The sequence below is a fragment of the Brevundimonas sp. genome, assembly GCF_027484365.1.
Taxonomy (GTDB): Bacteria; Pseudomonadota; Alphaproteobacteria; order Caulobacterales; family Caulobacteraceae; genus Brevundimonas.
In genome coordinates, this window is the sequence record NZ_JAIXTC010000008.1 from 39,757 (window position 1) to 64,645 (window position 24,889).

Here is a 24,889-nt window from a genome sequence, read left to right on the forward strand (position 1 = left end):
CTCCGCCGGCGCCGTCGTCATGTCGGCTTATAAGCCTTCCCCAAGGTTTTCCGATCGTTAATCGCCGCCCGACCGTTCAACTCTCCGGCGCCTCCCGGCCTGGCTAGCCGTTGGGACCGGCGTTCAGACGCTGGGTCGCCGACTGTCCGGGCGGGGGAGTTGCGGGCGTCGTCGCCGGCGCCGGCGCGGCCTGGAGCGGGGTCGGGACGACGGGCGGCTCCGGGGGCGTCGAGGGGGGAAGCGGCTCCGGCGTGATCGCGGGCGAACGCGCCGGGGTCGGGCTGCGTCCGCCGCTCTGGGTCGGATTGCCTACGGTGATGATCGCAGCGGGCAGGGCGGCGCCTCGAGCGCAGGTCGACAGGTCACGGATCACGTGTCGGCCCAGGCAGAACATGTCCTCATAGGTCGGCCGGGCAGCCGCCAGACACTGGAACAGGTTCAGCTTGGAGCTGGCCAGACAGTCCTGGCTGGCGCGGTCGTACTGCAGGGCGTCGGTATTGGCCCGGGCGTTGTCGCCGGCGGCCCCGAGGGCGGCGAGGGCGGCCATGGCGATGGCGTTGGTCACCGAGGGGGCATAGGGCGCGCGCCGCGTACGCCCGGCCGTCACGCCCAGGCCTGATCCGCTGTTGGAGGCCGCATAGAGCCGGGCGGTCTCGGAACCCGACGGCGCCACCGGGCGCGACAGGTCCTTGATCGCCTGAAGCCGGCCCTCGCGGTCCGCCGGGGTGGCGCGGCCCCAGCCGTTCCGCTGATCGCCCGCATACTGGATGTTATAGGCGTCGCTCTCCACCGAGTCGGCGGCCGAGCTCAGCGCCACGATGTCGGCTTCCAGCACCGCCATGACCAGGCTGGCCGCGGCCTCGGCGCCGGGCAGGGTCGAGGCGTACTCCGGGTTCGCGACGATACGGTCGATGATCTGACGCCGCGCCGCGGGCTCGGCTCCGGCCTGTCTGACGCCAGAAACGAACTCCGGCGACTGCAGCGCCAGGATGGAGGCATAGGCGACCAGGCCACGAGAAATCTGGTTGGCGTCGTAGGCCGCGCCGCGACGCAGGGCCGCCTGCACCGCTGCGGGGCTGGCGAAGCCTCCCCGGATCGTCGCCATGTCGCGGGTGAAGGTCAGATAGACGGCTGCCGACTGGGCCACGCTGTCGTTCAGGGCGACGGGAGGCGGCAGGCGGGCGGCGATGGCCGCGGCCTCCTGCGCCGCCGCGATCGCGGCGACCCGCATCTCCTCGGCCTGCAGTTCCGCCCGGCTGGGGCCACAACTCGTCAGCAGTCCAGCGACCGCGAGGGCGACCAGGGTCGGGCCCTGGCTACGGAAGGAAAGACGCATTGGAAGTCCCCGAAATCTTGCTGCGACTGAAACTTCCAGTCCGGCGGTTTTGAGGCAAGGCGAGCGACGTTTTCGTGATCAGTCGAACAGTTTGGAGACCGATTCCTCGTTGGCGATCCGGCGGATGGCCTCGCCGATCAGGGGCGCGACCGGGACCGTCCGGATTTTGGAGCAGGACAGCACCTCATGCGGCTGCTCGATGGAATCGGTGATGACCAGTTCTTTCAGCGGGCCGTCGGTGACGCGCTGGACCGCCGGGCCCGACAGGACGCCGTGGCTGATGTAGGCCGAGACCTCCGTCGCGCCGGCCGCGATCAGGGCCTTGGCCGCGTTGACCAGGGTGCCGCCCGAATCGACGATGTCATCGAACAGGATGCATTCGCGGCCAGAAACGTCGCCGATGATGTTCATGACCTCGCTCTCGCCCGCCCTGGGGCGCCGCTTGTCGACGATGGCCAGATCGACGTTCAGGCGCTCGGCCAGGGACCGGGCGCGCACCACGCCGCCGACGTCGGGCGACACGATCATCAGATTGCCGCGCGTGTAGCGATCCTTGATGTCCTGGGCCAGCACCGGGGTGGCGACCAGGTTGTCGGTCGGGATGTCGAAGAAACCCTGAATCTGGCCGGCGTGCAGGTCCATGGTCAGGACCCGGTCCGCGCCGGCGCGAGTGATCATGTTCGCCACCAGCTTGGCAGAGATGGGCGTGCGCCCGCCGGTCTTCCGGTCCTGACGGGCATAGCCGAAATAGGGCATGACCGCCGTGATCCGCCGCGCCGAGGCCCTGACAAGGGCGTCGATGCAGATCAGCAGCTCCATCAGGTTGTCGTTGGCCGGATAGGAGGTCGACTGGATCACGAAGACGTCCTCGCCCCGGACGTTCTCCTCGATCATCGCGAACACCTCGTTGTCAGCGAAGCGTTTCACCTGGGCCTTGGTGAGGGGCATGTCGAGGTGATCGGCTATGGCCTGGGCCAACGACCGGTTCGAGTTGCCAGCAAGCAGCTTCATCCGGTCATCCTTTCGCCGTCATCGGGCCGCCAATGACGTCAGTTCCGTCTTGCGCGCTCTTTAGCAGCGCGTCGGCCCGTATCAAGCCGTGATTGCCTGACCCGGCGCATGGCGCGTTGCGAACGCCGATGTTAGAGAACGCGATCTTGATACCCGGCGAGCCTCGCGGCCCCGTCCGGGCGGCGTGTGATGAGGTTCCAGGTTGCCGAATTCCTTCCAGTCTTCGTCCGTTTCGCGCCCGGTCGGCGTTGTCCTGATCGCTCTGGCGGCGGTGCTGACGCTGTCGGCATGCAACGGCGGCCGTGCCCGTCCGCGCCTGGCCTATGAGGAGCGTCCGGTCGAGCTGCTCTACAACACAGGCTACGAGCGGCTGCAGCGCCAACGCTGGGCCGACGCCGTGGACTATTTCCAGGAAGTGGAGCGTCAGCATCCGTATTCGGAATGGTCGCGTCGCGCGATCCTGATGCAGATCTACGCCTACTACCAGAACGGCAGTTACGAAGAATCGATCGCTGCGGCGGACCGGTTCATCCAGCTGTTCCCGGGCAGCCCTTCGGCCGCCTACGCCTTCTACATGCGGGCGACCTGCCACTTCGAGCAGATCGTGGATGTGGGCCGCGACCAGAATCAGGCTGAACAGGCGCTGGCCGGCCTGCGCGACGTCGCCCGCCGCTATCCCAATTCGTCCTACGCCACCGATGCGGTCGTGAAGATCGACATGGTCAACGACCAGCTGGCCGGCAAGGAAATGAACATCGGCCGCTACTACCAGCGCGCCAACCAGCCTCTGGCCGCCATCGGTCGCTACAAGGCCGTGATCGACAACGAGGCCTTCCAGCGGACCTCGCATACGCCCGAAGCCCTGTACCGTCTGGTCGAGGTCTATCTGACGCTCGGTCTCAAGGACGAGGCGGAACGCAACGGCGCCGTGCTCGGCTTCAACTATCCGGGCAGCCCCTGGTACGCCGAAGCCTACGCCTTGCTGACCGAGGACGGCCGCCCGCCGGAGACGGCCCCGACCGGCGAGCGTGAAAGCTGGCTGCGACGGATTATTCCGGGCTGACCGTTCCCGGCCTGTTCTGGTCTAGAGTGTCGGCGATGACGAATCGCCCCCGCCTCATGGCGTCTGCCCCATGCTGACAAGTCTTTCGATCCGCGACGTGGTGCTGGTCGACGTCCTCGATCTGGAGGTCGACGAGGGACTGACCGTACTGACCGGCGAGACCGGGGCCGGCAAGTCGATCATTCTCGACGCCCTGGGCCTGGCGCTGGGAGGGCGAGGGGAGGCGGGCCTGGTCCGTTCCGGCGCAAAACAAGCCGTGGCCACCGCCGTCTTCACCGCGCCCGACGACGACGAACTGCTCGACCTGATCCGGGAGAAGGGGTTCGAGATCACTCCGGGCGCCGACCTGATCCTGCGTCGCGCCCTGTCCGCGGATGGCCGGAGCCGGGCCTGGGTCAATGACCAGCCGGCAGGAGTAGGGGCCCTGCGGGAGATCGGCGCCCGCCTGGTCGAGGTGCACGGCCAGCATGAAACCGTCGGCCTGCTGGACTGGAAGACCCATCGCGGATTGCTGGACGCCTATGGGGGCCTGGCGCCGCAGCTCGGCGGGGTCGCCGCTGCGTCCGAAAGGCTGAAGGCCGCCGAGGCGAAGCTGGAAGGCCTGCGCGCCGCCGCTGCCGATGCCGCAGCCCGGGCCGAAGAGATCGCCCTGAACCTCGCCGACCTCGACGCCCTGGATCCGCGCGAGGACGAGGAGACCGAGCTGGCCGGCGAGCGCGCCGTGCTGGGCGCGGCGGAAAAGGCCGTGGCGGATCTCGTGGATGCCCGCACCAGCCTCGGCGGCGACAAGCTGAGCCAGAAACTGTCCGCTGCCCTCCGCGCCGTCGAGCATGCGCGCCAGCGGGCGACCCAGGCCGGTGTCGAGGCCGATCACCCCGTCCTGGTCCGCCTGACGTCGGCGGCCGAGGCCATCGACCGAACCATGGTCGAGGCCGCCGAGGCCATCGCCGAGGTCGACGCCGCCGCCAACGCCTTCGACTTCGAGCCCGGCCGCCTGGACAAGGCCGAAGAGCGGCTGTTCGCCCTGCGCGCCGCCGCCCGCAAGCTGAACACCACCGTCCACGCCCTGCCCGCCCTGCGCATCTCCCTGCGCGAACAGTTGCGACTGATCGAGGACGGGGCAGAGGCGATCACGAACGCCGCCCGCGATGCGGCCGTGGCGCGCGAGACCTATGACGTCACAGCCAGCCTGCTCAGCTCCGGCCGCGAAGCCGCCGCAGACCGTCTGGCCAGGGCGGTGATGGAGGAACTCGGCCCGCTGAAGCTGGATCGCGCCCGCTTCCGCGTGGCTCTGGAGCCGGTCGCCGAGGGACGTCGCGGCCCGCTGGGCGTCGAAACCGCCCGGTTCGAGATCGCCACCAACGCCGGCACGCCGTTCGGCCCTCTGGACGCCATCGCCTCGGGTGGCGAACTGGCCCGCTTCGCCCTGGCCATGAAGGCGGCGCTGGCGGGGCGCGAGGACCAGCGCCAGCCGGTGATGATCTTCGACGAGGTCGATCAGGGGGTCGGCGGCGCCGTGGCCGAGGCCGTCGGCCAGCGCCTGAAGCGCCTCTCGAACGGCGCCCAGGTCCTGGTCGTGACCCACAGCCCCCAGGTCGCCGCGCGCGGTCACGCCCACTGGAAGGTCCGCAAGGCCGACGCAGCCGGCGTGACCACCACCACCGTCGATACGCTCGACGACACGGCCCGCCGCGAAGAGATCGCCCGCATGCTGTCCGGCGCCGTTGTCACCGAGGAAGCCCGCGCCGCCGCCCGGTCCCTGATCGGCTGACGCCTCTACGCACGGCGCGCGTGTGCTAGGGTTCGCATGTACCGGGGAGTTGTCATGTCGTACGCCGCTGTCCTCGCCGCCTCCGCCCAGGTCGACCCCGGCGCCGACATGGGGGGCCTTCCCGTGCGTTCTGAATGTCTCTAACGGCCCGGGAACCAAAAACTTTCCGGCTTAGATTTTCTCCGCATCCAGGCCCGTCTGTGCCTTGAGGCGGGCGGTGCGCCGACAGCCGGTCTGGAGGGCGTTAGAAAATCTATCAATCGACCGACACTATCTGGCGCGCGGAATGCTGCACCGCACGCTAGATGCGATGGCCTCACTTCGGGGCAATCACGATGACGACTTCCACCCAGACCTCCCTCCGCCTGGCCGCGCTCCTGACCGGCTGCTCCGTCCTCGCCTGCGCCCCCGTGGCTTCTGCCCGGACCGTGACGCAGGACGAGACCGCCAACGTCGACGAGATCGTGGTCACCGGCACCCGTCTGTCCAACCGCACCGTGGTCAACTCGCCCGTGCCGATCGATGTGCTGACGCGTGAGGACATCGAGCACAGCGGCCATTCGGGCACGGCTCGCATCCTCCAGACCCTGATTCCATCCCTGAACTATCCGACTCCGACGACGCCGGACGGCAACACCCACATCCGCTCGGCCAATCTGCGCGGTCTGTCGCCGGACCAGACCCTGGTGCTGCTGAACGGTCATCGCCGGCATACCGCCGCCTGGGTCAATGTCGGCGGGACGATCGGCAAGGGCTCGGTGCCGACCGACCTGAACGCCATTCCTCCCAGCGCCATCGGCAGGGTCGAGGTGCTGCGCGACGGCGCCTCGGCCCAGTACGGCTCCGACGCCATAGCCGGGGTGGTCAACCTGATCCTGCGCGAAGATCTGGGCAGCGAGTTCACCGTCAGCGGCGGCACGACCCAGGACGGAGGCGGCGACACCTACGAAGCCTCCTTCGACCACGGCTGGGCCCTGGGCGACGACGGCGTCCTGCACGGCACCCTCTACTACCGCAACGTGGAGGCGGCGAACCGCGCCCGTCCGGACCTGCGCCAGTTCTACTTCGGCCGCACGCCGACGGGCGGGCAGGGAGTGCTGTCGGATCGTTTCGGCGCGGGCGTCGGGCTCAATCCTCCGGGCGGGGCGACCGGCACGACGCTGGACCCACGCGAGGCCTCGGTCGACCGCAACGTCTGGCGGTTCGCCGACTCGGCCGACATCGAACAGACGGTCCTGTTCCTGAATGGCCGCAAGCAACTCGGTTCGGTCGAAGCCTACGCCTTCGGCGGCTATGACAGGAGCGACGCGACCTCCAACGCCTCCTTCCGTCGTCCCGGTCAGAACGAGAACGTGCGGGCGATCTATCCCGACGGCTTCCTGCCCTATGTCGATACGCTCAGCACCAATGTCTCGATCAGCGCGGGCCTGAGAGGCGACCTGGCCGGCTGGGGCTGGGACCTGTCGACGACCTGGGGCCGCAACGAACTCGAGTACCGCACCCACAACACCCTGAACGCCACCCTCGGCGCGGCCAGCCCGACCAGCTTCTACAACGGTCGGCTGGAGGCGGCTCAGTGGACGACCAACCTGGACCTCACGCGTGAGTTCGACGTCGGCCTGTACGAGCCCGTCCAGATCGCGGCCGGCGCCGAGTTGCGCTACGATTTCTACGAGATCGGTGCCGGCGAACTGGCCTCCTACCAGTGGGGGCCGGCCCGAGTGCTGGACGGACCGGGCACTGGCGCCGTCCCGACGATCGGCTCGCAGGGGTTCGCGGGGATCCAGCCGGGTGACGAGGTCGACACCGACCGGCGGAACGTCTCGGTCTATGCCGAGGCCGGCGTCCGGCCGATCGAGCCGTTGCAACTGACCGGCGCGATCCGGTTCGAGGACTTCAGCGACTTCGGCTCGACCACCAACGTGCAGGCGGCGGCGCGCTATGACCTGGGCTCGGGTCTTGCAGTGCGTGGCTCGGCGGGCACGGGCTTCCACGCCCCGGCCTTGGCCCAACAGTTCTATTCCTCGACCAGCAGCCGCACGCTGAACAATCCTGTCACCGGCGTGCCGGAGTTCGTCCTTGTGCGGACGGCCCCGGTCAGTTCGCCGGTCGCCCGGCTTCTGGGCGCGAAGGACCTTGAGCCGGAAGAGGCGACCAACCTGTCGTTCGGCGCGACCTGGCAGGGGGAGGTCGCCGGCGGCTCGCTGAGTGCGTCCGTCGACGCCTACCGTATCGAGATCGACGACCGCATCGCCCTGTCGTCCAACTTCGTCGACACCGGGACCTCGACCGCAATCCGCAGCTTCCTCGCGGCCCAGGGGTTCCCGGGCGTGACCAGCGTTCGCTACTTCGCCAACGTCGGCGACACCCGCACGGAGGGCTTCGACGTCTCGGGCCGCTGGCGCCGGACGACCGACACCCTCGGGACCTTCACCGTCACGGCCGGCTACAATCGCAACGAAACCGAGCTGACTCGTGTCGCCTCGACTCCAGCCGAACTCGTCGCCCTGGGGGTCCGCACGCCGCTGTTCGACATCACCGAGATCACGCGCACGGAGAAAGGGCAGCCGCGCGACAATCTCCAGATCGGTGTCACCTGGCATGTCGACCGGTTTTCCATCTCGGTACGCGGCGTCCGCTACGGCGAGGTGCAACAGCTGATCCTGACCAACCAGACCCCGGCCGCCGTCGCCGCCTTCCGGCAGGGGCGCACCGGCTTCAACGCCCTGCCGACCCAGGCGGGCGCTGCCGGAAACTTTGACCTGGCCCAGATCCTGGAGCCCGAAGTCCTCACTGACATCAATGTCGCCTACCGGTTCACCGATCGGCTGACCGGCGAGATCGGGGTCAATAACGTCTTCAACGTCTATGGGACCGAGAACATCGCCTCGACCGCCGCCTTTTCCGGCGGGGATACCTTCGGCGCCTTCCCCTACAGCGAATACTCGCCCTTCGGCTGGAGCGGAGCCTTCGGCTACGTGAAGCTGAGGGCCAGTTTCTGAGGTCCGCCGTGACCCCGACTTCCAGCTTGTCCCGCCGTTTCCTCCTCGGCGGCGGGACGGGGCTGGCCGGCGCCGCGCTTCTGGGGAGCGCGGCGCCGGCGACAGCCCGCCAGACATCGTCGGCGCCGATCCGGCTGAGCCTGAACGAGAACCCCTGGGGACCTTCGCCGACGGTCGAGCCGGCCATCCGCTCCGCGCTCGGCCGGGTGAACCGTTATGTCGAGGGGGAACAGAACGATCTGATCGCCGTCATCGCAGCGCTTGAGGGCGTAAACCCGGACCAGATCATTCTCGGCGAGGTCCTGGCGCCGCTGGGCCTGCAACTGGCTCTGAAGGGCGGGGCGGCCAGCCGCTTCGTCTATTCGGCGCCGGGTTACGCAGGCTTCACTGACGCGGCCGCTGCGGTGGGCGGCCGGATCGTCGGCGTGCCTCTGAACGACCGGCTGGAGAACGACCTTCCAGCCCTGCTCGCTGCCCTCGAAGACCGCACCGAGGCCCTGTTCCTCGTCAATCCGCACAATCCGTCCGGCACGGTCAGCGATCCGGCCGCGCTGCGCGCCTACCTGCTGGAGGCGTCCGCGAAGACCCTGGTGATCGTTGACGAGGCCTACCTCGAATACACCGACGACTTCGCGGGACGCACGGCGGTCGGGCTGGTGCGTGACGGCGCCAACCTGGTCGTGTTCCGCACCCTGGCCAAGGTCTATGGACTGGCGGGCCTGCAGGCGGGCTACGCCGTCGCCCCGGCCGCGCTCGCATCGGAGCTGAAAGCCAAAGGCGTGGGCGCGCCGCACAGTCTGGACCAGCTGACCCTTGCGGCCTCGACGGCGGCCCTGACCGATCAGGCCCACGTCCACCGGGTCGCGGCAGAGACAGCGCGTGAGCGCGACCTCTGGCACGCCGAGCTCGACGCACGCGGCTGGCCCCGAACGCAATCCCGGGCGAACTTCGTGTTCTTCAGGTCCGGCCGCCCGCACGCCGAACTCGCCGCCGCCCTCGCCGCCGAGGGCATCATAGTCGGCCGCGCCAATCCGCCCCTGACGGACTGGACCCGCGTCACCCTCGGCCTGCCGGAAGAAAACCGAAGGGCGCGCGAGGCCGTTCTCAGGCTGGGACGTGCGGTCTAAAGCCTGATCCGTTGAGGAGGAATCGCTACGCGATTCCGCCAATTCGGTGAGTCAGGCGCCAGCTATGTGCGAGAGCGATCAGGCTCTAGCGCGCGCACACCGGCGACGGGGCCGGGGTGTCTTCATTGGCGATCCAGCAGGCGCTGTCGCGCTTGTCGCGACGATAGGTCCCCCCGATCGGAACGCGCTCATCGGGGCCGAAGACCTCGAACAGGCCGCCTTCGCCGTCCGAGATCACCATGCGGAGGGCGATGTCCGGGCCATCCAGCTGGAAGCTGCCGTCGCCGAACAAGGGCGTGAATGTGCAGTTGGTCTCAGGGGCTGTCCCGACCTGGCAGCGGATCTGGCGCGCGCGGCCGGGGTTGTCCTCGGCGCTGATCGGCACGGGGGTGTAGCCGGCAGTCTGGGCCGGCGGCTTGGCCGAGGTCGGGCCGGTCGGTGTGGGCGGCGCTGCGGCAGGCTTGGCGGCGGGCTCCGCTGCAACCCCTGCGGTCGGAGCGGTCGCGGACGCATCCGAGGCTGGTGCGTCGACTGAGCTCTCGGCCTGGCTGCAGCCAGTGACTACCAATGCCGCCGTGCAGGCCGCAGCCAAGATGATCGAGCGCATCGTCTTCCCTCCGTGATCGTCGATGTGTCAGATCTCCACTGTTCACCAAGCCCGGACGCGGGTCCAGCCCGCCGATGGTTGGAGACCGGTTTCGTCAGACGGGTGCGCCCCGTCTGGGGCCCGGGCGCGATGACGCCGGTGTCATGGGAGGCGACAGACCGTCCGGCCACTCGGCGCGATGCGCTCCCAGAGCAGGCCGAGCCGCCTGTATGACCGGAGCCAGCGTTTGGTCAGCGCCTGCTGGTAGGGCGCGATCTCTACGCCGGGCAGGCAGGATCGCATCATGCGTTCCTCGACAAGAATAGCGCGTGACTGAGTGGGTTCGTGGTCCAGTCCTGTGACATCGGCCGAACCGGGGGTCCGGTACAGCAGCCAGCCGGGCGCCACGTTATGGCGCTGCGCGAATTCCGCCTGTCGCGTCGCCGTGGTCTCCGTCCTGGCCATGGCCTCGGCGAAGGCGATCTCCGCGTCTTCAACACTCCGTCCAATCCTGGCCTGCAAGGCCATGAACTCCGACTTGCGCGACCGGAAGCGGTCAAGGGTCCAGGGATCAATGCTGCCGTGGAGCAGCACGATGGACCGGGGCGAGAACTCGATCCGCCGGGCCAGAGGCAGGAAATAGTTGGCGCAGGACGAGTTGCATTCGCCCTCGACCCGCATCGTCAGACCCCGGCCCTCGAGAATCCCGGCGATGTCGAGGGCTGCCTCGACGCTTCCGCCGTTCGAATCCAGCACGAGCTCGCGTGTGCTTCCGGCGAAAGTCTCTCGGACGCAGCGTGACAACGCCGCGTCGATTTCACCTGTGATGGCGAAGACCTCTGCGGTGCGTTGTTCGCAGGCTCCGGTTCTCGCCTCTGCGGCTGGCCGGGCGTTGAAGGTCGATGTGCTGGCGCACCCACCCAGCAAGGCGGTGGCGACGAAAAGGATGGCCCAGGCGGCACGCATGGCCAGACCCTAGGGTGGTCAGACCCCCAGAATCCAGCCCTCTTCGTCCTGCACCTGTGCGATCAGGGCCTCGTCGGTTCCCTTTTTCGGTCCGAAGGCGGTCGACAGTTCGCCGCGCTCGTCCATCAGGGCGAAGGCTTCAGCCGTGGTGCGGACCTGGGCCTGGTCCTTGAACTCGCCCTCGGCGGCGGTGGTCGGCCACATCGACGGCCAGACCTCGGCGACCAGCACCGACAGGGGTTCCACATCGGCGGGGTCCAGCGTCCGCCAGCCGGTGCCCAGTGGCCAGACGGCACCCGACGGGCCGAGGCTCTCCAGCAGCCGGCGCACCATCGGGATCCCGACAAGGGTCTGTCCCCCGACCGCGCCCGCGCCGTGCATCTGCCAGTTCGACTTGGGCTGCAGCTTGCCCTTGCGCACGGCGGTCTCGGTCGCGCGGAATTCGAGGATGTCGCCTGTACCCTGCGGCGGCTTGGTCGTGGTCAGCCAGCGCTGGGCCTGTTTGGCCGGGGCCCCCCACAGAGGCCAGGCCTCGTCGGTCATCAGCCGGTTCATCTTGGCCGCGACCTGGTAGCGGTTGTTGGTATTGTCGGCCTTGTCGACGACGTTCGCCGCGATGAATTTCCACATCGCGGACCAGGCCGGGGTCTCGGTCAGGCCGAGGCGTCCGGCCGTGCCGACGGGATAGCCCAGCGAGAAGTCGAAGCCGACCAGGACCCGGTCGCCGCGCTTCCTGTGATCGGCCAGGATCGTCTTCAGCAGGGCCTCGCCCTCGGCTCGCGTCGCGACATTGTGGGTCTCTGTATAGAGGCGGAAGCGCACGTCGCGCTTGGCCACGCCGATCCAGACCGAGTTCTCGCCCAGCTTCTTGCCTTCGGCGGCGGTCCAGTCGGCAATCACATAGGCGTCGAACAGGCGGGCCACGGCGGGCTCCTTCAAAAGCAGCAGGCGATACAGAGGTGAGGGCTTCTAGCGCCCGGCGGCCTTCGCCGAAAGGGCGATCAGGCTTTAAGCAGCGCCTCAAGGTGCGACAGCCAGCGCCGGCCGAGCCTCATGGCCTCCGGCGGAGACCCCGCATGACCCGGCGCCATGGCGTTCCACAGGGCCAGTTCGAACTCCGGATAGCGGGCGTCGGCGAACAGCAGGCGCAGGGTCACCAGTTCGGCATCCGGGGCCATGACATCGAGCGCCTTCCGGGGCTCGCCGCGCCGGACCCGGGCGACGACGTGGCCGTCGACGATGACCTCGCCGCCCTCCACCTCGTCGAAGGCGTAGACCAGACCATGCGCGCCGCGGTCCCACAGGACGGCGATCTGGCCGCCCTGGAAATCCAGGCCGGCGGCGCGGCCCTCGATCGCCGAGATCGCCTCGGCTTCGGCGACGGACCCGAGCGACTTGAGCATGGCCCGACGCAGCCGGCGCTCAGGCTCCATCCACCAGTTCAGCGTCAGGGCGGCGGTGGTCAGGGCGGCGGCGGCCAGCGACACCAGCAGGATGACGCGCAAAGCCTCACCCATGTTGGGCCTCGCCCATCAGTCGGCGAGCTCGATCACGACCGGCACGTGGTCGGACGGCTTTTCCATGTCGCGGGCATCACGATGGGTCTCGACCCCGACGAACCGGTCGGCCGCCTGGGGCGACAGCAGGTGGAAGTCGATGCGGATGCCGTTGTCCCTCTGCCAGGCGCCGGCCTGATAGTCCCAGAAGGTGTAGGTCCCCGGCGGCTGGCGGCCCAGCTCCCCGGCTTCATGCAGGCCGAGGCCCTTCAGCGCCCGGAAGGCGGCGCGGCTCTCCGGCTGGAACAGGGCGTCGTTGACCCAGGCGGACGGGGTTTTCGCGTCCTCGGGCGTGGGGATGACATTGTAGTCGCCGCACAGGGTGAAGGGCTCTTCCAGTGCCAGCAGATCACGGGCGTGGGCGTTCAGGCGCGCCATCCAGCGCATCTTGAAGTCGAACTTCTCGGTCCCGATGGGATTGCCGTTGGGCAGGTAGATCCCGCCGACGCGGACGGGGCGGGGCGCCTCGATCACTGCCTCGATGTACCGGGCCTGATCCTCCGCATCCTCGGTCAGCAGGTCCAGGCCCGGCAGGCCGCGTCGCACGTCCGAGACCGGAAACTTCGAGAGCAGGGCCACGCCGTTGTACGACTTCTGGCCATAGACCTCGACGTTGTAGCCCAGGCTCTCGAACGGCTCCCTCGGGAACTTCTCGTCGACCGTCTTGATCTCCTGGAAGCAGACGACGTCCGGCTGCGCCGCCTCCAGCCATGCGAGCACGGTCGGCAGGCGGGCATTGACCGAGTTGACGTTCCAGGTGGCGATGCGCATCGGACGGAGCCTAGGCAGCGTCGCCCTGCCCGGCAAGCGCCGCGCGCCCGCCGGGCAGGACCAGGATGCCCCGGCAAGCGCCGCGCGCCCGCCGGGCAGGACCAGGATGCCCCGGCAAGTGCCCCTTACTGCGCTGGCGCCGCCGCGACCGTGGTTAGCCGACAGCCGCCGCCGATCCGCTGGGCCTGTTCGCAGGGATAGACATTCAGCGGCTCGAACCGGGGGGAGAAGATCACGACATAGCCGCCGCCTGCGCCGCATTTGGCCTCATAGACGCGATTGCCTGCCGCCGAACCCATGTAACGACTGCCGGTCACGTCGCACTCCGACGCCGGACTGCCCGTCAGCCGGGCCTTCAGGGTCGCGGCCGCTTCCTCGGGGGTCGAGAAGCGGCAGGTCGAATTTTGGCTGGCGATGATCGCGCATTCAGTGGTGCTCCAGCCGGTCGCCGTCTTCTCGATCCGGTAGCCGTCAACACCGGCGCATCCGACCTCGTAGATCAGGGTGTTTTCGGCAGTGCGTCCGAGCGGGACGCCCGCGTCGACCGTGCAGGCTATGCCGGCCTCGGCGGCATAGCCGGCTATGGCGCGGGCGACGTCCTTGTTCTGGGCGATGACGCACTGGACGCCGACGTCGGCATTGGGATTGGCGGCGCGATCCGCCTCCGCCTGACCGGCCAGCAACACGCAGTCGCGCGCCTCGGGCGGGATGGAGTTGACCAGGATATAGCCGGGGCCGGCGGCGCAGGCCGCCTCATAGGTCACGCGCTGCCGGTCGGTGGTCTGGCCGATCACATTGGCCTCGACCACGCGGCAGGTCAGGCCTGCTGCGTTGGCGATGCGCTGCGCCGCCATGGCGGCGGCGGGGCCCGAGGTCGCCAGGGGCGCGGTGGCGCGGGCCCCGCCTTCCGCAGGCGCCGGCGTGGCGCCGGGATCCTGGGGCATGCCGGTCGATCCCGGGTCCTGGGCGGAGGCGGGAAGGGCGGTCAGCGTCGACAGGGCGACCGCGAGAACGGCTCCGAACGCTGCGAGGGGGAAATGTTTCGACACGGCGACTGCTCCTGATCGGCCCGCCGAGCGTTGGTCCGACGATCCCGGTTGGTCAAGCCTCCCGGAGCCGGAAATCCGCACCGGCGAGCCTTCCGCTCGCCGGTGCGGGTCCGGTTACTCTTGCGTCGCGGGTGCGGCGGCGGCCGGAATCTCCGGCACGATGGTCAGCCGGCAGCCGCCCCCGATGCGCTGGGCGGTCTCGCAGGGATACACCTGCTGCACGGCGTATTCCGGGTTGAAGCGCACAATCACGCCGTTGCCGGCGCCGCATTTGGCTTCCCAGAAGGCGCCGTTGGCGTTCGCGCCCATGTAGCGGCCCTCGGTCACGTCGCAGGACGCGGCTTCGCTGCCGGCCAGGCGGCTCTTGAACGTTGCGGCAAGCTCGGCGGGCGTCGAGTAGCGGCAGTTCGCATTCTGCGTGGAGATGATGGCGCATTCGGTCGCCTTCCAGCCGGTCGCGACCTTCTCGATCCAGTAACCGTCGGCTCCGTTGCAGCCGATCTCGTAGATCAGATTGCCTTCGCTCGACTTGCCGATGGAGGCGCCCTGGTCAACGACGCAGGCGATGCCGGCCTCGCCCGCATAGGCCGAGACGACGCGGACGATGTCGAGGTTCTGGGGGATGACGCACTGTGTGCCGACGTCGGCGAGCGGGTCGCGGGCGCGGTCGATCTCGGCCTGACCGGCCAGCAGCACGCAGTCGACGGCCAGGGGCGGAGCGGAGCTGATCAGGATGTAGCCCGGGCCTGTGGCGCATGCGGCTTCATAGGACTTTGCGCCTTCGGCAGTCTGGCCGAGGAAATTGGCCTGGTTGACCTGGCACGCGACCGACGCCGACGTGGCGATGGCCTGGGCGGCTGCGATATTCTCTTCCGGAGTAGGCGGGGCCGGCGCCCGCTGGCGTTCCTGGCGCGGCGTGCGGCCGGGATTGGCCCGGGACGTCGGAGCGATGGTGCTCGGGTCCGGGGTTGGCTGGCCGTAGCCCGTCCCGCCGCTGTTCGTGTCCTGGCCCGCAGCCGGCGCGACGACCGCCATCGCTATCATTGCGGCGCCGCCGACGGCCGCCAAGGTTTTCATGAACACGGAAACTCTCCTTGAAACTTGTCCGGAAGCCTTGGCGAGCCGTCGTGACGAGGTCAAGACCGGGCGCTGGACGCGCTGGCCCTCCTGAGCCTATGGTCAGGCGCGTTGCGATTGGAGACGGACTTGGCGGACGGCGTCATCACAAGCGAGGGCGAGGCCGAGACCGGCGGTGACGGTCTGCGGGGTCTCACCTATCCGCTGGGCGCGCCGCCGGCCCCCGGCGAGGCGATCCAGGCGGCGCGCGGCGTCCTCTGGCTGCGCCTGCCCCTGCCGATGCAGCTCAATCACATCAATGTTTACGCCATCGAGGACGGCGACGGCTGGGCGGTGGTCGACACCGGCATCCGCACCCCGGAGTCCCTCGCGGCCTGGGAGGCGGCCCTGGCCGGCCCCCTGGGCGGCAGGCCGGTGACCCGGGTCATCTGCACCCATATGCATCCCGACCACATCGGCCTTGCGGGCTGGCTGTGCCAGCGGTTCGACGCCCCCTTGCTGATGACCCAGCTGGAATATGTCACCGGCCGGATGCTGGTCGCCGACAACGGCCCGGCCCCCGAGGCCGGTGCGATCTTCTGGCGCGCCTCCGGGTGGACGGAGGCGCAGATCGACGGCTGGCGCTCAAGCTACGGCCGGTTCACCAAGGGCGTCTTCCACATGCCCTCGACCTATGAGCGCCTGACCGGGGGGCAGGTCCTGTCCATCGGCGGCGAGGACTGGACCATCGTCATCGGCAACGGCCACAGTCCCGAGCATGCCTGTCTGTGGCGCAGGTCGGACAATGTCTTCATCTCCGGCGACCAGATTCTGCCGCGCATCTCGTCGAACATCTCGGTCTGGCCGACCGAGCCCCTGGCCGATCCGCTCGACGACTGGATGACGTCGCTGGACCGGCTGGGCGACCTGCTGCCGGCGGGGACCTTCGTCCTGCCAGGCCACGGCGACCCCTTCACCGGGGTCCTGCCGCGCATCGAGGCTCTGAAACGGGGTCACACCGTGTCGCTGAAACGGCTGGAGCGGACGCTGCGCGAGCCGAAGCGAGCGGTCGACGTCTTCGCCTCCCTGTTTGCTCGCCCGGTCGGCGACGGCATCCTCGGCATGGCGACGGGCGAGGCCATCGCCCACCTCAACTATCTGGCCGGTCAGGGCCGCGTGCGCCGCGAACGCGACGCCGACGGCGTGGACTGGTGGAGCCTCACCCAAACGGAGACCGCATGAGCGACCCCATCCGCACCGAACTGTCGAACGGCGTCCTGACGGTCACCTTCGCCCGCGCCGAGAAGAAGAACGCCATCACCCAGGCGATGTACGCCCTTCTGGCCGAGGCGACCAACCGCGCCCGCACCGACGACGCCGTCCGCGTCCTGGTGTTCAAGGCCGAGGGCGACAGCTTCTCCGCCGGCAACGACATCGCGGACTTCATCGCCCTGGGTTCGCAGGGCGGCGGCGGACAGGTCGTCGATGCGCCGGTGTTCCGGTTCCTCAAGTCCCTCGCCGAGATGGACAAGCCGGTGGTCGCCGCCGTGCGAGGCCGGGCCGTGGGCATCGGCCTGACGCTCCTGCTCCACTGCGACATGGTTGTGGTGGCCGAGGACGCGCTTCTGTCGGCCCCCTTCATCAACCTGGCCCTGGCGCCCGAAGCGGCCTCGTCCCTGCTGCTGCCGCAGGTGCTGGGCCATCAGCGCGCCTTCGAGATCTTCGCCCTCGGCGAGCCCATCGACGGCAGGACCGCCCTGGCCTGGGGCCTCGCCAGTCGCGCCGTTCCGGCCGCCGAGGTCGACGCCGTCGCCGACGGCCTGGCCGCGAAACTGGCCGCCCGCGCGCCCAATTCGCTGCGCAAGACCAAGCGGTTGATGCGCGACGCCGAGGCCCTGTGGGCCCTGATGCAGCGCGAGGGCGAGGCCTTCGGCTCGCAGATGTCCAGCCCCGAGGCCATGGAGGCCTTCATGGCCTTCAGCCAGAAGCGGGCGCCCAACTTCGGCTGAACCTCTCCCCGGGGGAGAGGGAGCTTTGCCTTGATCCCGCCCCCCATTGCCCCTAAGCGCCCGCGCCATGAGCCTCGCGCCCGTCCTCGCCCGCAGCCTCCGCATCACGCCGGAGACCGACGCCGACCGTGACGAGGTCGACGCCCTGGTCATGGCCGCCTTCGGCCCGGGTCGGTTCGCCAAGACCGCCGAGCGAATCCGCGAGACCGCACATATGGCGGCTGCCTTCACGGCACGCGAAGACGGCCGGCTGATCGGCTCGGTTCGCCTGTGGTCTATCTCGGTCGACGGCCTCGACGCCCTTTTCCTCGGTCCCATCACCGTGGCGAAGGATGCGCGCAGCGGCGGCCTCGGCGCCGATCTGGTCGGCGCCTGTATCGGCGAGGCCCAGCACCAGGGCGTCGCCGGCGTCCTGCTCGTCGGCGACCCGCCCTATTTCCAGCGCTTCGGCTTTCAGCCCGCGTCCGGCGTCCGCCTGCCCGGACCGGCCGACCCCCGCCGGGTCCTGTGGCTCCCGATCACCAGCGCGGTGCCGTCGGGTCTCGCCCTTCCGGCCTGAGCGTCCTAAGTCAGGACCATGAGCGGTCCGGAACCATCATCAGGCCTTGCCGCGGTCGCCGCCGCAGCGAAACAGGCTCCCGGGCGGGGCCTGCCGCCCGTCCATCTGTGGCATCCGGACCATTGCGGCGATATCGACATCGTCATCCGCAGGGACGGTGTCTGGATGCACGAGAACTCGCCCATCGGGCGGGCCGAGCTGGTGCGGCTCTTCTCGACTGTCCTGCGCCGAGACCCGGACGGCTATCATCTGGTCACGCCGGTCGAGAAGATGCGGATCGAGGTCGAGGACCTGCCGTTCCGCGCCGTAACGATGGTCCGCGACGGCGACGACCTGGTCTTCACCACCGACGTGGGCGACGAGACGCGTGCGGGCACCGAGCACCCCATCGTCGTCGACACCGACCCTGCGACCGGCGAACCCGCGCCCCGCGTTCATGTCCGCGCCGGCCTTGAAGCCCGGATCGTCCGGACCGTCTTCTACGACCTGGTCGAGAGGGCCGAGGAACACGACGGGCGGCTGCAGGTCCAGTCCGGCGGCGTCTGGTTCCCGCTCGGCCCGCCGGGAGCGGGCGTCGAATGAGCCATGCGACGCTGAAGGACCGTCTGGTCGAAAGACTGACCCCGGCCGGGGGCTGGCGGGCGGAGACGCGCGCCGTTCGCTCCGACTTCGACCTCAATCCCGGCGCCACGCGCTGGACGCCCGGACCGCTCAAGCCCGCGGCCGTCCTGATCCCCGTCATCGCCGACGCCGAGGGGGCGCGTGTCCTGCTCACCCGCCGTGCCGATAGCCTGGCCAAACACACCGGACAGGTCGCCTTCCCCGGCGGCCGGCTGGATCCGGGCGAGACCGCTGTCGAGGCCGCGTTGCGCGAGGCCCGGGAGGAGGTGGACCTGGACCCCGCAGCGGTCACCGTGCTGGGCCTGTCCGACGCCTATGAGACCGGCACCGGCTATCTGATCACCCCGGTGATCGGCTGGATCGACACCCTGCCGACCCTGACCGCTTCGCCCGCCGAGGTGGCCGAGATCTTCCAGACGCCGTGGGACTTCCTGATGGATCCGGCCAACCACAGCCGCGACCATCTCGAGGCGCCCGCCGGGGTCAAACGCTGGTTCTGGGCCATGACGTGGAACGAGCAATACATCTGGGGTGCGACGGCCGGGATCATCCGGGGCCTGCGCGCGCGGCTGTACGGCGATGAGCCCGACCTGCCTGCCTCGGCGGCGGAGGACGCGGCGTGACGCGACTGGAAAACCAGTCATGGCTGACCAGTCCCGCCACCGTCGCCGTCTTCGACGCGCTGGAGGCGGCGGGCGGCTCCGATTGCGCGCGCTTCGTCGGGGGCTCCGTCCGCAACGCCCTGGTCGGAAGACCCGTCGATGACTTCGACATCGCGACCCGGCTGAAGCCTGAGGCCTCGATGGCCGCCTTGAAGACGGCCGGCATCAAGGTCGTGCCGACCGGCCTGGCCCACGGCACGGTCACCGCCGTCTCGGGGAAGAAGCCCTACGAAATCACCACCCTGCGGCGTGACGTGGAGACGGATGGCCGTCGCGCCGTGGTCGCCTTCACTGACGACTGGGCCGAGGACGCCGCCCGCCGCGACTTCCGCCTCAATGCCCTCTACGCCGACCGGACAGGTGCGATCTTCGATCCCACCGGGCAGGGTGTGGCGGACGCCCTGGCCGGCCGGGTCGTCTTCGTCGGCGATCCGACGACGCGGATCGAGGAAGACTATCTCCGCATCCTGCGCTTCTTCCGCTTCTTCGCCTGGTACGGCCGCTCGGAGCCCGACGCCGAAGGCCTCGCCGCCTGCGCCGCTCACGCCGATGGGCTGGCGCGGCTGTCGGCGGAGCGGGTTTCGAAGGAACTGCTGAAACTGCTCGCCGCCCCGGATCCGCGCCCCGCTGTCCATGCGATGCGCAACGCCGGGGTGCTGAACCGCCTGTTCCCCGCCGTCGGCGATCTCGCGGCCTTCGACAGGATCTGCGAGGCCGGCGACGACCCGGTCCTGCGTCTGTCCGCCCTGCTGCCGGATGATCCTCCCGCCGTGGCCGTCATCGCGCGCGGCCTGCGCCTGCCCAGGGCCATGGAGACCCGCCTGGCCGCCGCTGCCGAAGGACCGCTCGATCCGGAGACCGACGAGCGTGAACTGCGCGCCCTGATCTATCGCCTCGGCAAGGAGGCCGTCGGTGACCGTATCCGGCGCGGCGGGGCGATCCGGCCCGGGGCAGAGACGCCGTCGGCGTTGGCCCTGATCGACAGCTGGGCCATCCCTCGCATGCCCGTCGGTGGTCATGACCTCGCCAAACTCGGCGTCGAACCCGGCCCGGAACACGGTCGCATCCTGAAGGCCTTCGAGGCCGGATGGATCGCCGACGACTTCCCCGCCGACGGCCACCAGCAACGGCTCACGCGGCTGGCGACGCCGTCCTGACGAAGCGGGTGATGACCGGCCGGTGGTCCGAGCCCGTCGGCAGGCCCAGTCGCCGGTCCACCAGTGCCAGATCAGGCGTGCGCCAGACCTGGTCAATGGTGATGCCGGCGATGGCGGGCAGCCGCGTGGGCCAGGTCCCCGGCCAGCCCGGTGCCGGGATCAGTCCGCCGTCCTGCTTGATGATCCTGCCGATCCGGGCGCTCGAGACGCTGTTGAAATCCCCGGCGGCGATGACCGGTCCCGCGATCGACCGCGCCCACGCCGACAGCCCCTCCGCCTGCCGGATCTGCTCCCACTGGATCTGATAGGGCCACGGCCGGGTCATGTGCACGCCCGCGACCGTCACGGGACCGATCGGGGTCTCGACCACCGCGCCGACGACGGACAGGCCGGGTACGACCAGACCAATGTCCTGTAGCGGTCGGCGCGAGGCGATGATCGACCGCGCCGCACCGCTGGGGCGGTCCATCCGGATGTTGGCGGCCCGATAGGGATAGCCCGTCAGCACCTGGTCAATCGCCGCCGCCGGGGCATCTCCGACTTCGATCAGCACCACCACATCCGCATCGGCCGCAGCGATGGAGGTCGCCATCGCCTCCACGTCGGTGTTCAGGGCGTGCAGGTTGGCCGAATAGAGGCTGAAGCCTTTGCTCCCGGCCTCGGCCTCGGCCTCTCCGCGCGACGGTGCCCATTGCGGCGCTCCTGCTGCAAGCACCAGTCCGCAGACAACAACGGCCGCCCCGATCAGGATCCTCGACCGCAACAGGCCTGCCGCCGCCAGCCCGCCGACCGCCGCGATCAGCGCAGGGCCCGTGAACTGCGCCAGGATGTCGACCCACCGATGCCCGATCCCGCTCAGGGCCGCCCCGGCGATGCCCAGCGGCACCGTCAGCGCCAGCGCCAGGATGATCCGGGCCGCCAAACGCACATGTGAACGGAAACGATCAGTCACGGAGACTTGCTATCCATGATGAACACGGGTCGATGTGGCGCGTTGACCCGTCGTTTGGAGGGCGAAATGGCGAAGCGATCCATCGGGGATATCGAGAAGATCTGGTCCAATGTCGAGGGCGTTAAGAAGCTCTCCGACCGGGCCGTCGGTTTCGGTCCCTTCGGCATCGGTCTGGACGGCCTGCTGACCTGGATCCCGGTCGTGGGAACGGTCTACAGCGTCGGAGCCGGCGGCTGGCTGCTGATCCAGGCGGCGCGGGCCAGGGCCACACCCGGCACCCTGCTGCGGATGATCGGCTATCTCGGCGTCGACAGCGCCACCACCCTGGTGGGCGAGGCTGTGCCCTTCGCTCCTGACGTGGTCGACTTCTTCTTCCCGGGGCACCTGATGGCGGCAAAGGCGCTGCAAAAGGATATCGAGTCGACCCACTGGGTCGAGGCGAATGAGCGCGAGGCGCGCGCCTCCGGCGACCACGACCGGCACGTCGCGGCCATGAAGGCCGATCCGAAGAAGCGACGGATCGTCTATCTGCACGACTGAAGCCGCTGTTTCACTTGACGAACCGGGCGGGGCGAGCCCTAGTCCCGCCGATCGAGACCGCCCCCGGACGCCTGAATGACCCCGATGCTGACGCGAGACGAACTGGCCGTGGCGCTCGGCAACGCGGGCGCAGGCGACCGGGCCGCCTTCAGGATCGTCTATGAAGCGACCTCCGCGAAGCTATTGGGCGTGTGCCTGCGTATCTTGGCTGACCGCCAATTGGCAGAGGACGTCTTGCAGGACACCTATCTCACCGTCTGGAGGAAGGCCTCGACCTTCGACCCCTCGCGCGCCAGCCCGATCACCTGGCTGGTGACCATCGCGCGAAACCGGTCGATCGATCGACTGCGCTCGGCCGCGCCCATGCGCCGGACCGCGCCCGTAGAGGACGCCCACGACCTCGCCGACGCCGCCCCCCTGGCTTCGGACGTGATCGAGACGACCGATGAGGTGGGTCGTCTGAATGCCTGTCTCGACACCCTGGAAGACAAGGTTCGCGGCGTGATCCGCACCGCCTTCATGGAAGGCGTGACCTATGACGCCCTGGCCAGCCGCGAGAACGTGCCTCTGGGCACGATGAAGAGCTGGATCCGCCGGGGGCTGCTGAGGCTGAGGAGCTGCCTCGAATCATGACCGACCGTCCCACCGAAGACGAAGACCGCGCCCTGGCCGGAGAGCTGGCCCTGCGGGTCCTGTCCCCCGCCGAGGAGCGCGCAGCCCAGGCCCGCCAGGCCTCTGACCCCGCCTTCGCCGCCGAGGTCGAGGTCTGGAACGAGCAACTGGCCGGGTTCATCGCCGAGATTCCGCCCGTCCAGCCGTCCGCCCGCGTCTGGCCCCGGGTCGAGGCCGGCATCGCTGAGCCCGTCGTCGCGCCCGATGCGGCCAACGACAACCGCGCCGGCTTCTGGCGCGCCTGGGCCCTCGGTTCGACCGGACTGCTGGCCGCCAGCCTCGTCGCCGTCGCCCTGCTGGCCACCCGCCCGGCCCCCGCGCCCATCGTTCAGGCGGCTCCGGCCGGCGGCGTGACCCGCGTCGCCACCATCGCCACGACCGACGGCGGGACCCCCGTCGTCGCCCTGGCCTACGACAGCGCGACCGGCAATCTGTTCATCGCCCCCACACAGGCCATGAACGGCGTCACCGCGGTGCCCCACCTGTGGCTGGTCAAGCCGGGCCAGGCAGGGGTCCAGCTCATCGGCGCCATCGACGGATCGGCCGCCTCGCATCACCATCTCACCGACGTCCTGGCCTCGACGGCGGGCCAGGCGGTCGCGGTCGCCATCTCGATGGAAGCGCCGGGTCACACCCCGGCCGGCGACAAGCCCGACGGCCCGGTCGTCGCCACCGGCGAACTCCAGTCCCTCTAAGGCGCATCCCGGACGGCGAATTCCCCGTAGATTGATTGAATGGATCGTTTCGGAGCCGCCCAGGCGACGTCGTGGGTCCTGACGACCGCGATCCGGTAAGCGGGGAGGCCTCCCAGCCCTTCCATCGGTCTCCCCGCACCTCTCGCACCCGGCGATACCCATCAACGGATCGACCCAGGACCCCAATGAATTCAAGGGCCGGCTCTATTTATAGCCTTTGAACGCGCGGGCCTCCGGGGTGCCCGCACACTGATCTCCGTAATCCAACGGAGATCGAAATGCCTTCGAACCAGAGCGCGCGACTGGACCTGCCCTATCTGGCGGCCGGTCAGCTGCAGAAACACGTCACCGTCAACGAGGCCCTCACACGGCTCGACGCTCTGGCCCAGACAGCGGTGCTGAGCCGAACGGCCGCGGCCCAGCCCGCCGAACCGGAGGACGGCGCCCTCTACATCCTGCCGGCGACCCCGGCCGGCCCTGTCTGGTCGGGGTGGTCGGAGGGCGATCTGGTCCGCGCCGAACTGGGCGGCTGGACCCGCGTGCCCGCCCCGACCGGGACCCTGGCCGTGGTGCTCGACGAGGGCGCCCTCGTCATGCGCGGAGAAGGCGGCTGGGCCCCGTTCCCGGCCGAAGTTCGGGAACTCCGGCGGTTCGGACTGAACACACGGGGCGATGAGGACAACCCCTTCGCGGCGAAGCTGAACAAGGCCCTGTGGACGGCCCTTTCGTCGGGCGAGGGTGGCGACGGCGACCTGCGTTTCACCTTCAACAAGGACGGGGCCGCCGACGTTCTGTCGCTCTTGTTCCAGAGCGGCTACGGCGGCCGGGCCGAACTGGGCCTGATCGGCGACGACGACCTGAGGCTCAAGGTCAGTCCCGACGGCTCGGCCTGGACCGAAGCCCTCCGCATCGACAGGGACGACGCCCGCGTCTGGTTCGCCCGCGGCGCGACCCGGACCGAGACCGTTCGTCTGATGACCAGCGGCGACTTCACCCCGCCTGACTGGGCCCGACTGCTCATCGTCACGGCGCTCGGCGGGGGAGGTGGTGGCGGCGCCGGGGCGTCCGGACCCGGCGGCGTCCGTCAGGGCGGCGGCGGCGGGGGAGGGGGCGGCCTGTCCCAGGCGATCTGGCGGGTCGAGGATCTGCCTGGCGACCTGACGGTCACCGTCGGCGCGGGTGGCGCATCCGGGACGTCGGGCGGCGACACCACGATCACCGCGTCCGGCATCATCCTGCTCACCGCGCGCGGCGGCGCCGAGGGTCAGCCCGGGACCTCGGGCGGGGCAGGCGGCGCGGCCGGACCTGGTGTGACCGGCGGCAATGGCGGCGGTGCGGCCTCGGCGACCGCGACGGCGGGCGCGGGCCAGAGCCTGATCTGCGCGGCAGCCCCGGGCGGCGGCGGTGGAGGCGGCGGGCTCGACGCATCGACCGTGGCGCGGGCCGGAGGGGCAGGCGGCTCCGGTGGCACCCTGACCTGCCCGGGCGAGGGCGGCGCGGGGGCGGTCTCGGCACCTGGGTTGGCCGGATCGGGCCCTGTCTCGATTCTCGGAGCCGCCGGAGGCGGGGGCGGCGGCGCGGGCGCTGTCACCTCCGGCGCGGGCCTCGCAGGCGGCGCGGGCGGAGACTACGGCGCCGGTGGCGGCGGCGGGGGTGCGGGGATCAGCTCCGGCGGACCGGGCGGTGCCGGATCGGGCGGCGTCGTCCAGATCCTGATCCAGGGATGAG

General features: G+C 69.7%; 24 protein-coding genes. 14 read left to right on the forward strand and 10 right to left on the reverse strand.

All coding sequences use genetic code 11. The features are described from left to right. Positions 1-103: 103 nt before the first annotated feature. Both Q0044_RS03505 and Q0044_RS03510 read right to left on the reverse strand, forming a co-directional pair. Complete coding sequence (locus tag Q0044_RS03505) at positions 104-1,336, reverse strand: hypothetical protein (protein WP_298159638.1); 1,233 nt, start codon at positions 1,334-1,336, stop codon at positions 104-106. Positions 1,337-1,414: 78 nt separating this feature from the next. Continuing rightward, entirely contained in the window at positions 1,415-2,347 is a 933-nt protein-coding gene (locus Q0044_RS03510) for a ribose-phosphate pyrophosphokinase (RefSeq protein ID WP_298159641.1), read from the reverse strand. A 202-nt stretch (positions 2,348-2,549) separates the two neighbouring features. Here Q0044_RS03510 and bamD point away from each other — a divergent pair, with 202 nt between their 5' ends. The 4 genes from bamD to Q0044_RS03530 all read left to right on the forward strand — a co-directional run bounded on the left by bamD (position 2,550) and on the right by Q0044_RS03530 (position 9,310). Beyond that, positions 2,550-3,410, forward strand: coding sequence for an outer membrane protein assembly factor BamD (bamD, locus tag Q0044_RS03515; RefSeq protein WP_298159644.1), 861 nt, complete (start codon positions 2,550-2,552; stop codon positions 3,408-3,410). 70 nt (positions 3,411-3,480) lie between these two features. Next, entirely contained in the window at positions 3,481-5,181 is a 1,701-nt protein-coding gene (gene recN, locus Q0044_RS03520) for a DNA repair protein RecN (protein ID WP_298159646.1), read from the forward strand. Positions 5,182-5,516: 335 nt separating this feature from the next. Beyond that, positions 5,517-8,183, forward strand: coding sequence for a TonB-dependent receptor plug domain-containing protein (locus Q0044_RS03525; protein ID WP_298159648.1), 2,667 nt, complete (start codon positions 5,517-5,519; stop codon positions 8,181-8,183). 26 nt (positions 8,184-8,209) lie between these two features. After that, positions 8,210-9,310: a pyridoxal phosphate-dependent aminotransferase gene (locus Q0044_RS03530; protein WP_298159651.1), complete on the forward strand. Its 1,101-nt coding sequence runs from the start codon at positions 8,210-8,212 to the stop codon at positions 9,308-9,310. Positions 9,311-9,395: 85 nt separating this feature from the next. Here Q0044_RS03530 and Q0044_RS03535 read toward each other — a convergent pair whose 3' ends face one another. The 7 genes from Q0044_RS03535 to Q0044_RS03565 all read right to left on the reverse strand — a co-directional run bounded on the left by Q0044_RS03535 (position 9,396) and on the right by Q0044_RS03565 (position 15,315). Beyond that, entirely contained in the window at positions 9,396-9,917 is a 522-nt protein-coding gene (locus Q0044_RS03535; protein ID WP_298159652.1) for a hypothetical protein, read from the reverse strand. Positions 9,918-10,058: 141 nt separating this feature from the next. Further along, the gene (locus tag Q0044_RS03540) at positions 10,059-10,862 is read right to left on the reverse strand and encodes a hypothetical protein (protein WP_298159655.1); all 804 of its coding nucleotides are present in this window, start codon (positions 10,860-10,862) and stop codon (positions 10,059-10,061) included. Between the two features lie 18 nt (positions 10,863-10,880). Next, entirely contained in the window at positions 10,881-11,786 is a 906-nt protein-coding gene (locus Q0044_RS03545; protein ID WP_298159656.1) for a cobalamin biosynthesis protein CbiG, read from the reverse strand. A 77-nt stretch (positions 11,787-11,863) separates the two neighbouring features. Beyond that, positions 11,864-12,379 carry a hypothetical protein gene (locus Q0044_RS03550; RefSeq protein ID WP_298159659.1) on the reverse strand — a complete coding sequence of 172 codons (516 nt, stop codon included), beginning with the start codon at positions 12,377-12,379 and terminating at the stop codon, positions 11,864-11,866. A 15-nt stretch (positions 12,380-12,394) separates the two neighbouring features. Further along, positions 12,395-13,189, reverse strand: coding sequence for an exodeoxyribonuclease III (gene xth / locus Q0044_RS03555; RefSeq protein WP_298159662.1), 795 nt, complete (start codon positions 13,187-13,189; stop codon positions 12,395-12,397). Between the two features lie 125 nt (positions 13,190-13,314). Then, positions 13,315-14,238 carry a hypothetical protein gene (locus tag Q0044_RS03560; RefSeq protein WP_298159664.1) on the reverse strand — a complete coding sequence of 308 codons (924 nt, stop codon included), beginning with the start codon at positions 14,236-14,238 and terminating at the stop codon, positions 13,315-13,317. A gap of 114 nt (positions 14,239-14,352) precedes the next feature. Continuing rightward, entirely contained in the window at positions 14,353-15,315 is a 963-nt protein-coding gene (locus Q0044_RS03565; protein WP_298159667.1) for a hypothetical protein, read from the reverse strand. Between the two features lie 129 nt (positions 15,316-15,444). Here Q0044_RS03565 and Q0044_RS03570 point away from each other — a divergent pair, with 129 nt between their 5' ends. The 6 genes from Q0044_RS03570 to Q0044_RS03595 all read left to right on the forward strand — a co-directional run bounded on the left by Q0044_RS03570 (position 15,445) and on the right by Q0044_RS03595 (position 20,302). Beyond that, positions 15,445-16,536 carry an MBL fold metallo-hydrolase gene (locus Q0044_RS03570; RefSeq protein WP_298159669.1) on the forward strand — a complete coding sequence of 364 codons (1,092 nt, stop codon included), beginning with the start codon at positions 15,445-15,447 and terminating at the stop codon, positions 16,534-16,536. Continuing rightward, entirely contained in the window at positions 16,533-17,303 is a 771-nt protein-coding gene (locus tag Q0044_RS03575) for an enoyl-CoA hydratase (RefSeq protein WP_298159672.1), read from the forward strand. The genes Q0044_RS03570 and Q0044_RS03575 overlap by 4 nt, the downstream gene beginning before the upstream one ends. A 67-nt stretch (positions 17,304-17,370) precedes the next feature. Continuing rightward, a complete protein-coding gene (locus Q0044_RS03580) occupies positions 17,371-17,862 on the forward strand; it encodes a GNAT family N-acetyltransferase (protein WP_298159674.1) in 492 nt (163 codons plus the stop codon). An 18-nt stretch (positions 17,863-17,880) separates the two neighbouring features. Beyond that, positions 17,881-18,444 (forward strand): DUF1285 domain-containing protein, encoded by a 564-nt coding sequence (locus tag Q0044_RS03585; RefSeq protein WP_298159676.1) that lies wholly within the window; start codon positions 17,881-17,883, stop codon positions 18,442-18,444. Continuing rightward, positions 18,441-19,106 carry an NUDIX hydrolase gene (locus tag Q0044_RS03590; protein ID WP_298159678.1) on the forward strand — a complete coding sequence of 222 codons (666 nt, stop codon included), beginning with the start codon at positions 18,441-18,443 and terminating at the stop codon, positions 19,104-19,106. The genes Q0044_RS03585 and Q0044_RS03590 overlap by 4 nt, the downstream gene beginning before the upstream one ends. Then, complete coding sequence (locus Q0044_RS03595) at positions 19,103-20,302, forward strand: CCA tRNA nucleotidyltransferase (protein ID WP_298159680.1); 1,200 nt, start codon at positions 19,103-19,105, stop codon at positions 20,300-20,302. The genes Q0044_RS03590 and Q0044_RS03595 overlap by 4 nt, the downstream gene beginning before the upstream one ends. Here the strand turns inward: Q0044_RS03595 and Q0044_RS03600 are convergent. Beyond that, entirely contained in the window at positions 20,277-21,254 is a 978-nt protein-coding gene (locus Q0044_RS03600; protein WP_298159682.1) for an endonuclease/exonuclease/phosphatase family protein, read from the reverse strand. The genes Q0044_RS03595 and Q0044_RS03600 overlap by 26 nt on opposite strands. Before the next feature lie 66 nt (positions 21,255-21,320). On the opposite strand from Q0044_RS03600, the gene Q0044_RS03605 reads away from it, so the two are divergent. From Q0044_RS03605 to Q0044_RS03620, 4 genes are all read left to right on the forward strand, one after another. Beyond that, positions 21,321-21,794, forward strand: a complete 474-nt coding sequence (locus tag Q0044_RS03605; RefSeq protein WP_298159685.1) for a DUF4112 domain-containing protein — start codon at positions 21,321-21,323, stop codon at positions 21,792-21,794. A 75-nt stretch (positions 21,795-21,869) separates the two neighbouring features. Next, the gene (locus tag Q0044_RS03610) at positions 21,870-22,427 is read left to right on the forward strand and encodes a sigma-70 family RNA polymerase sigma factor (protein ID WP_298159687.1); all 558 of its coding nucleotides are present in this window, start codon (positions 21,870-21,872) and stop codon (positions 22,425-22,427) included. After that, on the forward strand, positions 22,424-23,161 hold the full coding sequence (locus Q0044_RS03615) for an anti-sigma factor (RefSeq protein WP_298159690.1): 738 nt from the start codon (positions 22,424-22,426) through the stop codon (positions 23,159-23,161). The genes Q0044_RS03610 and Q0044_RS03615 overlap by 4 nt, the downstream gene beginning before the upstream one ends. Positions 23,162-23,439: 278 nt before the next feature. Then, positions 23,440-24,888 (forward strand): DUF2793 domain-containing protein, encoded by a 1,449-nt coding sequence (locus Q0044_RS03620; RefSeq protein ID WP_298159692.1) that lies wholly within the window; start codon positions 23,440-23,442, stop codon positions 24,886-24,888. The last annotated feature ends 1 nt before the right edge of the window (position 24,889 follow it).

Bases quoted from the DNA above. Each gene is read 5' to 3' on its own strand.
- Q0044_RS03505 (WP_298159638.1), bottom strand. From the start codon at position 1,336: ATGCGTCTTTCCTTCCGTAGCCAGGGCCCGACCCTGGTCGCCCTCGCG.
- Q0044_RS03510 (WP_298159641.1), bottom strand. From the start codon at position 2,347: ATGAAGCTGCTTGCTGGCAACTCGAACCGGTCGTTGGCCCAGGCCATA.
- recN (WP_298159646.1), top strand. From the start codon at position 3,481: ATGCTGACAAGTCTTTCGATCCGCGACGTGGTGCTGGTCGACGTCCTC.
- Q0044_RS03525 (WP_298159648.1), top strand. From the start codon at position 5,517: ATGACGACTTCCACCCAGACCTCCCTCCGCCTGGCCGCGCTCCTGACC.
- Q0044_RS03535 (WP_298159652.1), bottom strand. From the start codon at position 9,917: ATGCGCTCGATCATCTTGGCTGCGGCCTGCACGGCGGCATTGGTAGTC.
- Q0044_RS03540 (WP_298159655.1), bottom strand. From the start codon at position 10,862: ATGCGTGCCGCCTGGGCCATCCTTTTCGTCGCCACCGCCTTGCTGGGT.
- Q0044_RS03550 (WP_298159659.1), bottom strand. From the start codon at position 12,379: ATGGGTGAGGCTTTGCGCGTCATCCTGCTGGTGTCGCTGGCCGCCGCC.
- xth (WP_298159662.1), bottom strand. From the start codon at position 13,189: ATGCGCATCGCCACCTGGAACGTCAACTCGGTCAATGCCCGCCTGCCG.
- Q0044_RS03565 (WP_298159667.1), bottom strand. From the start codon at position 15,315: ATGAAAACCTTGGCGGCCGTCGGCGGCGCCGCAATGATAGCGATGGCG.
- Q0044_RS03575 (WP_298159672.1), top strand. From the start codon at position 16,533: ATGAGCGACCCCATCCGCACCGAACTGTCGAACGGCGTCCTGACGGTC.
- Q0044_RS03580 (WP_298159674.1), top strand. From the start codon at position 17,371: ATGAGCCTCGCGCCCGTCCTCGCCCGCAGCCTCCGCATCACGCCGGAG.
- Q0044_RS03585 (WP_298159676.1), top strand. From the start codon at position 17,881: ATGAGCGGTCCGGAACCATCATCAGGCCTTGCCGCGGTCGCCGCCGCA.
- Q0044_RS03590 (WP_298159678.1), top strand. From the start codon at position 18,441: ATGAGCCATGCGACGCTGAAGGACCGTCTGGTCGAAAGACTGACCCCG.
- Q0044_RS03605 (WP_298159685.1), top strand. From the start codon at position 21,321: ATGGCGAAGCGATCCATCGGGGATATCGAGAAGATCTGGTCCAATGTC.
- Q0044_RS03610 (WP_298159687.1), top strand. From the start codon at position 21,870: ATGACCCCGATGCTGACGCGAGACGAACTGGCCGTGGCGCTCGGCAAC.
- Q0044_RS03615 (WP_298159690.1), top strand. From the start codon at position 22,424: ATGACCGACCGTCCCACCGAAGACGAAGACCGCGCCCTGGCCGGAGAG.
- Q0044_RS03620 (WP_298159692.1), top strand. From the start codon at position 23,440: ATGCCTTCGAACCAGAGCGCGCGACTGGACCTGCCCTATCTGGCGGCC.